5 protein-coding genes and 1 tRNA gene are annotated in these 9,694 nt (G+C 52.8%); 3 read left to right on the top strand and 3 right to left on the bottom strand.

The window, feature by feature from the left end:
- Positions 1 to 40 precede the first annotated feature (40 nt).
- From ACYVHX_RS29520 to ACYVHX_RS29530, 3 genes are all read right to left on the bottom strand, one after another.
- Positions 41 to 4,573: a CheR family methyltransferase gene (locus tag ACYVHX_RS29520; protein ID WP_460675322.1), complete on the bottom strand. Its 4,533-nt coding sequence runs from the start codon at positions 4,571 to 4,573 to the stop codon at positions 41 to 43.
- Between the two features lie 452 nt (positions 4,574 to 5,025).
- Positions 5,026 to 5,526 (bottom strand): DUF2939 domain-containing protein, encoded by a 501-nt coding sequence (locus ACYVHX_RS29525; RefSeq protein WP_460675323.1) that lies wholly within the window; start codon positions 5,524 to 5,526, stop codon positions 5,026 to 5,028.
- 237 nt (positions 5,527 to 5,763) lie between these two features.
- Positions 5,764 to 6,165 carry an acyl carrier protein gene (locus tag ACYVHX_RS29530; RefSeq protein ID WP_460675324.1) on the bottom strand — a complete coding sequence of 134 codons (402 nt, stop codon included), beginning with the start codon at positions 6,163 to 6,165 and terminating at the stop codon, positions 5,764 to 5,766.
- A 460-nt stretch (positions 6,166 to 6,625) separates the two neighbouring features.
- On the opposite strand from ACYVHX_RS29530, the gene ACYVHX_RS29535 reads away from it, so the two are divergent.
- From ACYVHX_RS29535 to ACYVHX_RS29545, 3 genes are all read left to right on the top strand, one after another.
- Positions 6,626 to 6,700: transfer RNA gene (locus tag ACYVHX_RS29535), tRNA-Cys, on the top strand.
- A 514-nt stretch (positions 6,701 to 7,214) separates the two neighbouring features.
- Positions 7,215 to 7,766, top strand: a complete 552-nt coding sequence (locus tag ACYVHX_RS29540; protein ID WP_460675325.1) for a dihydrofolate reductase family protein — start codon at positions 7,215 to 7,217, stop codon at positions 7,764 to 7,766.
- Positions 7,767 to 8,151: 385 nt separating this feature from the next.
- On the top strand, positions 8,152 to 9,417 hold the full coding sequence (locus tag ACYVHX_RS29545; protein ID WP_460675326.1) for a phage integrase SAM-like domain-containing protein: 1,266 nt from the start codon (positions 8,152 to 8,154) through the stop codon (positions 9,415 to 9,417).
- Positions 9,418 to 9,694: the final 277 nt, after the last annotated feature.

Genomic DNA, 9,694 nt, shown 5'->3' on the forward strand with positions numbered 1-9,694 from the left:
TTGTTCAAAGGATTCCGCCAGCCGCATTTTTTCTGATGTATCATCCGGTTTTTGGAGCGTACCGGCGGGGCCAGGTGATCCGAAAGGTAGTACCCGTATCCGGCACACTTTCAATGTCCAGTTGCGCCTTCAACAGAATGCAGAGTTGCCGAACAATCGACAGACCGATGCCCTCGCCGTCGTGGGTGGTTAGAGGAAATTCGAACGGTCGGTCCGGCGCGTTCTCCGAGGCCGTCCGGAATTGCCGGGCGATGGCCGTGCTGATTCCCGGACCGGTATCCTGCACGAGCAGAACCCACTGTTCCTCCGAACCCTGCCATTGAATCCGGATGTGGCCTTGTGGGGTATACTTGATGGCGTTCAGCACCAGATTCTGAAAAATGCGCTCAATTTTCAGGGCATCGCCTTCGATCAGCAGCGAGTCGGGCCCTTCGGTCTGGACCTCCAGCTCTTTTTCAATCGCGATGGGCAGCATCTTTTCGCTGAGGTTCCGGAGCAAAACCGCCACGTCGAAGGTATCGAGCTGAAGGTGTTCCTGCCCGGCTTCCAGCCGGGCAAAATCCAGCATCTGCGTCAGCATCAGGGTGGCCTGTCCAATGTTTCGCTGCAACATATCGACCATCTGAACCCGCTCTTCGTCCGACGAAACCATCGCCAGCAGCGAGGCTGCGCCCGAAATTACCCCGATGTTTCCGCGCAGGTCGTGGGAGGTTTCGCGCAGAAACTGGCCCCGCTGGCGCATTTGTTGCCGCAGTTCTTCCAGAATCTGCAGCGATTCGTTGGAGGTTCGCAACTCTTCCAGCCAGTGGTCCTGCTGGCTTTCGGCGTATTTGAGGGCCGTAATATCGAGTCCCGTCACCATCACACCGCCGTCGAAGCGGGTGGCCGACACCGCCGTCCATTCGACGGGCTGGTCGGGCGTGTGCTGGTCCTGGTAAAAGGGCTCGCCGGTTTGCTGGATGTGCGAAAGCTGCTCGAAGGTTTTTTCCTGCCAGAGCAGGTCCGTCATTTCGGTAACCGACTGGTCAATTAATTCGTAGGCGGTTTTCTGCTGCAGATCGGCAAATTTCTGGTTGCAGACGGCCAGGCAGAAATCCACGATCTGGTCGGGGTGTTCGTCGGAAAAAACCGCCTTGAAAAAAGCGATCCGGGTGGGCGAACTGTCGAGAACCGCCTGCAGGTTTTCGGTGGTCAGCCGCAGCTTTTCCTGCGCCAGCACCCGATCCGTAATGTCCTGATGGAAGCCCACTATTTTATAGGGGAGACCCGCCTGATCGTGGATGATCTCGTGCCGGTTGTAAAGATAGCGCAGCTCCCCATCCGGACGGATGATCCGCCGAATGTATTCCAGCGGTTGTCCATCCTGCACGGCCTGACCCAGTTGCTCGTTGATGAGGGGCAGGTCGTCCGGGTGCGTAAGCTGATCAATAAAATCGACCGACAGGTCCACCGAATAGGGTTCATACCCAAACAGGCGGTACAGTTCGTCGGAGCCGGTCAGCTTCGGACTGGTAAATTCGCGCTCATAACTGCCAATGCGGGCGGTTATTTCGGTGCGGTTGAGCAGGTTGTTGGCGGTGGCCAGTTCCTGGGTTCGCTGCTGCACCCGCCGGTCGAGTTCCTGGCTGAGTTCTTTCTGAAGCTGCACGTCGGCGCAGGTGCCGATGTAGCCACTAAAAGAACCTTCGGGCGACACCGTGGGCTGGGCATTCTCCAGCATCCAGCGGTACTGGCCGTCGTGCCGCAGCAGGCGGTATTCGGTGCTGAACGGAATTCGGTCCGCAAAATTGGCGTGGTAGGTGGCTAGATACCGAACCCGGTCTTCGGGGTGAATGCCCTGGGCCCAGCCGTGGCCGATTTCTTTGTCCATGCTTCGACCGGTATACTGGAGCCAGGCCCGGTTCAGGTACGTGTAGCGCCCGTCAACGCCGGCTACCCAGGTCAGGGCCGGCGAGTTGTCGGCGATGGCGTGAAACCAGGCTTCCCGCTCTTCCGACAGGCGCTGGGCCCGGCGGTGCTGGGTAATTTCTTCAATGGCGAGCAAAATGGCTTCTTTTCGTTGCTGGAGCACCACCCGCCGGGCGTTGATCAGCAGGAATTTTTCCTGCCCACTCGGGAGCACATACGTAAATTCAAACCCCTGAAGCTGCGTATCCTGCGTGATCACCCCCGCCAGCCGCTCGCGAAACCGGGGACTGTCCCACTGGCGGCCCCCCATTTCGTACAGCAACCGGCCCTCGGCTTCTTCCCGGCGTATGTCGAACATCTCGTAGAAGGTCAGGTTGGCGCTTCGCACGCGCAGATCGGCATCGAGCACCAGCGTGGCTTCGCGCAGGGTGGCAAAAATGGCTTCGGCAAATTCGTAGGCTTCCGAAAGCTGCTCGTTGCGCACCTGGAGTTCCTGGTTGATGGTCAGAAGCTCTTCGTTGGTCGATTCGATCTCTTCCTTACTGGTCTCCAGTTCTTCGTTGATGCTCTGCAACTCCTCGTTGCTGCTGACGATCTCCTCGTTGGCCGATTGCAGTTCTTCGTTGCCGGCTTCCTGTTCCTCAATCATCGAGTGCATGTCGCGCCGGACGGTTTCGAGCTCTTCCTCCAGTTCTTTGATCCGGCGGTTTCGGGCTTTCATGGGGCCGTTTTCGAGCAAAGACGGGGGTTCCATCTCCTGAAAAATAATCAGGAAAAGCCGGTCTTCGTTATCGCTTTCGAGCGGGGCCGCTTCGATGGTGACGTAGTGCGTAGCACCGCCCATTTTCATTTCCAGGCCGCTTTTGCGGTACGGTTTTCCCGACTTGAATACTTTATGAACGGCATTGCGCAACTCGAACGAAAGCGAAGGGCGGGCCATTTTTAGCAGGTTCAGGCTGGCGCGTCCCTGGGCGTGTTCCAGGTATAAGGAGGTGGCGCCCCGGAAACTGAGAATATCCAGTTCCTGATTAACAACCACGCTGGCCGGCACGTACTGACTGAGCAGCTTGGCGTCAACCCGCAGTTCCAGGTCATTGATAGGAGGAGTGGCCGATCGCGAAACCGGCACGGGCTGCGTGACCGCGGGCAGAATTTTGGGCTCGATGGTGCGGGGCGTCAGCTCGAAACTCGCCCGCTGGGCCGAATCGTTTTTGCGGGCAAAAATTTTGTAGGTTTTTTCGATCGATGTGAACAGCGAGGTGGAATTTCCGACGGTTTCGGACTTGCCCAGCAGCAGAAACCCCTTGGGATTCAGGCCGTAATGGAACATCGTCAGCGCCCGGCGTTGCAGGGTGGCGTTCAGGTAAATCAGCAGGTTCCGGCAGCTCACCAGATCGACCCGCGAAAAGGGAGGGTCCCGGAAAATGTTGTGGGGCGCAAACACGCACAAATCGCGGATGGATTTGTTGATGCGGTAATGGTCGTCCTGTTTGGTAAAATACCGGCTGAGCCGCCGGGGCGACACATCCAGCACCTCCGACCGCGAGTAGGTGCCCAGACGGGCCTTGGTAATGGCGCTCTCGCTCAGGTCGGTCGCAAAAATCTGGATCACCATCGACGACGCCCGGTCGTTGAGCACTTCCATCAGCAGAATGGCCAGCGAATACGCTTCCTGGCCCGTCGAACAGGCCGGCACCCAGATGCGCAGCGGCTCGATTTCCGTTTTTTCGTTAATAATGCGGGGCAGGAGCACTTTTTTGATATACTCCATCACCTCCGTATCCCGGAAGAAAGAGGTTACGTTGATCAGCAGGTCGTTATACAGCAGGTTGGCTTCCGCCGGATTCTGGCGGATGTACTGGGCGTAGTCCTTGAGATTTTCCAGTTTGAAGAGCAGCATCCGCCGGACAATCCGGCGCCGGATGGTGGTTACTTTATAGTGACTGAAATCGACGCCGACGGTTTTCCGCAGAAAAGCCAGAATGGGTTTAAGTTCTTCATCGGGTGTCCGGTTTTCGTCTTCTTCCGCCAGGGCAGTCTGGCGGAAAATGTCAGAATTCTGGCTGAGTCGTTCCAGTTCGCGGGCGATCTGGACGGGCGACAGCACCAGATCGACTACGCCTTCGGCAATGGACGAGCGGGGCATTCCCTGATACAGCGCGCTCTGATCCTGGGCAATGGTGATGCCCCCGGCGGCTTTAATCGCTTTCAGACCCTGGGTGCCGTCATCGTCCAGACCCGACAGCACAATGGCGATGGCTCCGGCTTTCTGGCGATCGGCGAGTGAAATAAAAAACCGGTCGACGGGCAGGTGCTGCCCTTCGTGTCGGGAGCTGATTTCCTTCTGGCGGGGCAGGAGCGTGAGCACGCCGTCGATAATTTCCAGGTCGTGTTCGGCGGGGATGGTATAAACGTGATTCGGAACAATGGGCTGCAGGTGTTCGGCTTCGAGCACGGGCATGGTGGTGACACGCCCCAGAATTTCGGTCAGCTTACTTCCGTGACTGGGGTCCAGGTGCTGCACATAGACGTAGGCAAATCCCGTTGTCGGTGACAGATCGGCCAGCAAAACCGACACGGCTTCAAGGCCACCGGCAGATGCGCCAATGGCCACCACGGGAACGGGTTGCGCAGGAGAAGTAGGCAGCGGTTTTCGTTTACTCATAGAGTTAAGTGCACTACATTGCACGGGTTCTGTCGTCAATTGCCGACGGGCGGGGAGGGCCGGAGTTCACAACCCCTTTCGGTTCATCGGGCAGGCTAATGTACGAAAGTAGACTATTTCTACTTTTAATTTTATGAAAGCAATAAGCGGTAAGATAGGTATTTTTTTTAATGACGGTTCAGAAGCGAACGTTGTTCCTGTCCGGTTTATCCGGGCGGTTTTCGGTATCGGGCAGAAACGATGCGGCTGATGAAGCCGGGAACCGGCAGCAATCCGGTTTTTTTCGACTGACCGGGCGGTTTTTAGAGAACCGTTGCGCTGCGTACCCGGCGGGGTGGAAGGAGATAGGAAACGAAAAAACCGCCTTTTCGGGCTACCCAATTTTTGTTTCCGGAGGAAAGGGGTTGGAAAGCCAGACCCTGAAGAACGGGCGAAGGTAGGTATAAACCCGTTCAATCCATCGGGAAAAGCACGTTCGTAACTTTCCAGGTGAACCAGTCGCGGGTTAAAACAATCCGCATCTCATTTCCTCGTTTATCCGGCACATACGCTGAAAATTTACTGAAGGAATCAAACGAGTAATGCAGATTGGAGAGCGGATCTGGGGTGGCCGGTTTCGACGAAACGACCCGGCCCAGGGGCGTTCTTTCACCTTTCAGCATCATCGCCAGTCCCGATGGGGTAATCATCTTATCGATCATCAGCCCGGCAAACACCGAACCCAGCATGGCCCAGCCGTCCGCTCGCTGGCCCTGAACCGCCCCCAACGTCTTGGCATTGAGTTGGTCCTTGATGCCCTCACGCAGCCGAATAAAATCAACGTTTTCCGCAATCTTCTCCGAATCGCCGTTCTTTACCCCACTGCGCAGCTGATGAACCGTGTAGAAGGGGCCAACACCTACAAAACAAAGCAACGCAATCAAGGCAATGGTGACGTAATGACCCGGTTTCATAGCGTGGTGATTTAGAGGGGAATGCGGTGGCTGATCGTGTAATCAGCAAACGCCTGGGAAGCACCGGCAGTATATTTCCTTCCGGATTTTAAGGCGCCGACGGTGTTGATTTGGTAAAACAAAAAGCCAGCCGTATGGCTGACTCTCTGCCGATCCTGTGATCTTTTACCTACTTGGTCACGACGAAGATAGTGCTTTTCGTTCAGACTTGATGGTGGTGCAAGCCAGCGGGTCAAATTATCGCTTATTTTTCAGGTTCTTTTTAATGACGTCAAGCGCGTCCTTAACCGTTCTGATGCCTTCACAATCCTTAGCAGAAGTGCTGGTGTTGAATGCCTTGTCTATTTCCATACAGACTTCGACGACACCCAGGGGATCAGCGCCCAAATCCTCGATCAGCCTGGATTTTAACTGAATAGATTTTGGATCTGCCCCCAGTTTCGCCTTCATAATCGTTTTGAGTTTGGCCAGAATTTCCTGATCGGATTGGAAAGCTGCTCCGCCTACCGATGAATTTGGGGCGTCGGTTTTCGCTGGTTCTATAGAAGTCCCTGAGTGAGTCGCTACATCGGTGCCGGCGGCTGGAAAAAGCAGGGAGAACAAAGCCAGCGCAGTCGGGAGAATAACAAAACGTTTCATTTCGATTTAAAGTTGGTATGATGTGTTCTAAAACAGAAACCGATCGGCTGTCATTGCCTTCAGCTTTCTCTAACTTACGCAATTGCAGGGACTTAATGCCGGAAGGCGGAGAAATACGGGAAATTTCCCGGGTGACATTTTTCAATTCCCGCACACCCGGTTTTTTGGCATTGCCGCGTCCTGGGTTCTGTCATTTTTTGATGCCGCCCGATGCAGGTTTAAAATTAATTCTTCTATATTTGCTGCATGAATAATCGCAACCACTTTCAATCCTGTCAACCGCAAAGCCAGTGCTGTCCTGGTTGGGGTATGACTATTGATTGAGGTTTAAAGACTTTTTTCCATAGGAAGCCCCTGTCCGATTCAACCGGCAGGGGCTTTTTCGTTCAGGCCGTGGCTAGGCAGGCAGCGCGCGGGATTACAGGATGCTGAAGTCGTTGAAGCGCCTGGAATAAAAATTGGTCCGTTAACCAAGTGGTCAAGGTGGGGCTCTGCAAAAGCTCATTCTCCGGTTCGAATCCGGAACGGACCTCCACTCACAAACAGAGGCACGGTTCGCTATTTCGGTAGTAACTTTAGCCCCAAAGGAATAAGCAGGCAACAGCAATTGAATCAATAGCCGTTTTTTCACGGCGTATCGGATGCGTTTAGGCAAATGGAAATTGATAAGCTGAAAGTAGGGAATGGCGAATCGCCCATATTGTAAAAATGCGATATTCCTAAAGCGGGATCATTGACTTCCAGGATAATAAGCGGAGAGCCCTGCAATGTGAGGAGTTCGATACGGGATGATGGCGAAAACCGCCAATTCAATTCGGTACCCATGAAGTGGGTGGCGCGCAACTTAAGCGATTAAGGCTGTTTATGACCTCTGGGACTTAGGCGGTTTTATTACTTAAAACTGGTGTTTCACGCTTTAAAACGCCGTTTATTCTTTGCCACAGGCTCTGCCTTTTTACGGGGAACGAACCGGTTTTTATTTGATTGAATACTCGTTTTGCCAGCATTGCTTATTTTTGGCTTTCATCCTAAAAATCAAAACCCTTACAATGAGAACGGTAACATTCGGAATGAATATCAGCCTGGATGGCTATTGCGACCACACGATGTTTAATCCCAGCGAAGAGGTTCATGATTATTTCACCAGCATGATGAACGACGTGGATCTCATTGTTTACGGCCGTATCATGTATCAGCTCATGTTTCCCTACTGGGCCGATGTGGCTAAAAATCAATCCGGCACCGCCGATGAAATCAGATTTGCCGAACGACTGACGGCGATCGATAAAGTGGTTGTTTCCCGGTCGTTAAACCTTGTGGAGCCGAATACGCGCATTATCCGGAGCAACCCGGCCGACGAACTCCGGAAACTGAAGCAGCAACCCGGCAACAAAATTTCCGTGGACAGCGTGAGCCTGCTTCCGGAACTGATCGCAGCCGGCCTGATCGATGAATTTCAGTTGGTAGTCCATCCGGTGATGGTGGGGCAAGGGAGACCCCTGATCGAAGGCGGCAGCCTCCAGAAACAGCTTGATTTAAAGCTGGTGGATACGACCGTTTTCAAATCCGGCAGTGTGGCGCTTCACTACGTGAAACCATGACGGACGACTGTCCGCCAGCGCCAGCGTTCACTAGCCGTAGCGGCCAGCCGGATCATCTCAAATTTCTGAAAATATCTGCCTTCCCGGCAGATTGTGCCGGAGTCAAAACGCCGTAGGGCTGCGTACGCGCCAGGGTGGAAGAAAAACGAAAAACCGCCTTTGTGGGGCGGTTTACGCTAGCCTAGCTATAAGTGCACTCGTAGGGATTCGAACCCCAAACCTCCTGATCCGTAGTCAGGGAGAGCGCATTTACCATAGCCTACTAATGGTTCACCAAAATTACTAATTATATCAGTAATTCAGCTATTTACGCCCACTTATTTACTTTCCTCTACTTTGCGATTTACCATAAGTTACTAAATTTGTGTAGTAAATTGTGTAGTACATGAAGAAAGCTGTACCCTCTTCTAGCGTCGTTCTGTTTACTCATCGAGTGATGAAGGACGGCACTTACCCGCTAAAGCTCCGGGTTACCTACCAGCGCGAACGAAAGTACTACAGCGTTGGCATGAACATGACCGAAACACTTTGGGCAGATGTTGAGGATAAGACCAAGACGCGCCGGGAGCTTCGTGAAATCAGGGATCGTATCGCTGAGTTTGAAGTCAGGGCAGAGAAGGTGTTTAAGGAGCTAACCGAATTTACTTTCTCCGGCTTTGAAGCCAGGTACTTTGTAAGCGAATCCGATGATGCTAAAAAGCGGGCCTTAAAGAATGACGTCGGAAATTCGTTCAACGAATATATTTCCCTCTTAAAATCGGAAGGTCGGGACGGTACCGCCGAATCCTACGGTAATGCGCTATCATCACTTACTGCCTATAACAAGCGGCTGAGGTTCGATGAAATTACCCCTGACTTTTTAAAGGGGTATGAAAAGAAGATGCTCCAGGCGGGTCGGTCAATCACTACCGTCGGCATTTACTTACGGGCGCTGCGGGCAATGGTTAACCAGGCCATTAGTGAGGGAACCATCAAACAGGAGCAATACCCGTTTGGGAAACGCAAATATCAGATCCCGGGTGGCCGCAATGTAAAGAAAGCCTTGACGCTGGTAGAAATTGAACGCATCTATAGCTACAGCGCTATTCCCGGCAGCGAGAAAGAGAAGGCCCGCGACTTCTGGCTATTTAGCTACCTCTGTAACGGTGTCAATGTGAAAGACATTTGCTTGCTTCGTTGGAAGAACATCGAAGGCGATACCATTACTTTCATTCGTGCCAAGACCGCCCGCACCAGTAAAGCCAATCTGCGGTCGATCGTCTGCGTACTATCCGAGCCCGCTTTGCATATCATTCATAAGTGGAGCAATCCGCGAGGCAATCCAGATGATTTTGTTTTTCCGATTCTAAGCCACGGGTTGACCTCTGATCGGGAACGCACCCTGATTAAGTACTTTACCAGGTTTGTCAACCGATGGATGGGTAAGGTTGCCACTGAGCTAAAAATCGAAAAGGAGGTTCAGACTTACACCGCCCGTCACAGCTTCGCCACGGTTTTAAAGCGATCCGGCGCACCCAATGAATTTATATCGGAGAGCATGGGACACAGCGACTTAAAGACGACGGCTGATTACCTCGACAGCTTCGAGGACGATGTAAAACGCGAATACGCAAAAGCACTGCTGAACTTCAAACCCAAAGCCGACCAATGAGCCTAACCCCTAATTTTGATCATTTTATGACTGAAATTCAGTCTCTGGATATTCGATTCAAAGAGAGGTTCGTAGATGGCAGAGGCCGGATTGTGCCCGACTATGATCCCGCTAAACACGCGGCTTTGCTAGAAAGGCATACTGATTGGAGAATAATAAGATATAGGAGTTTGGATCATTACCACTATAAAAACAAAGAGGACAATTATTCTGACTATTGTCTTAGCCCCCTAAATGGTTGGACAAAATTGTAAAAACAGTTTAGTCCATTAATTTA

This window comes from Larkinella ripae (genome assembly GCF_054780775.1).

What these genes read in the sequence shown, in the direction of transcription:
- ACYVHX_RS29520 (WP_460675322.1), bottom strand. Translation starts at nt 4,573, where the DNA reads ATGAGTAAACGAAAACCGCTGCCTACTTCTCCTGCGCAACCCGTTCCC.
- ACYVHX_RS29525 (WP_460675323.1), bottom strand. Translation starts at nt 5,526, where the DNA reads ATGAAACCGGGTCATTACGTCACCATTGCCTTGATTGCGTTGCTTTGT.
- ACYVHX_RS29530 (WP_460675324.1), bottom strand. Translation starts at nt 6,165, where the DNA reads ATGAAACGTTTTGTTATTCTCCCGACTGCGCTGGCTTTGTTCTCCCTG.
- ACYVHX_RS29540 (WP_460675325.1), top strand. Translation starts at nt 7,215, where the DNA reads ATGAGAACGGTAACATTCGGAATGAATATCAGCCTGGATGGCTATTGC.
- ACYVHX_RS29545 (WP_460675326.1), top strand. Translation starts at nt 8,152, where the DNA reads ATGAAGAAAGCTGTACCCTCTTCTAGCGTCGTTCTGTTTACTCATCGA.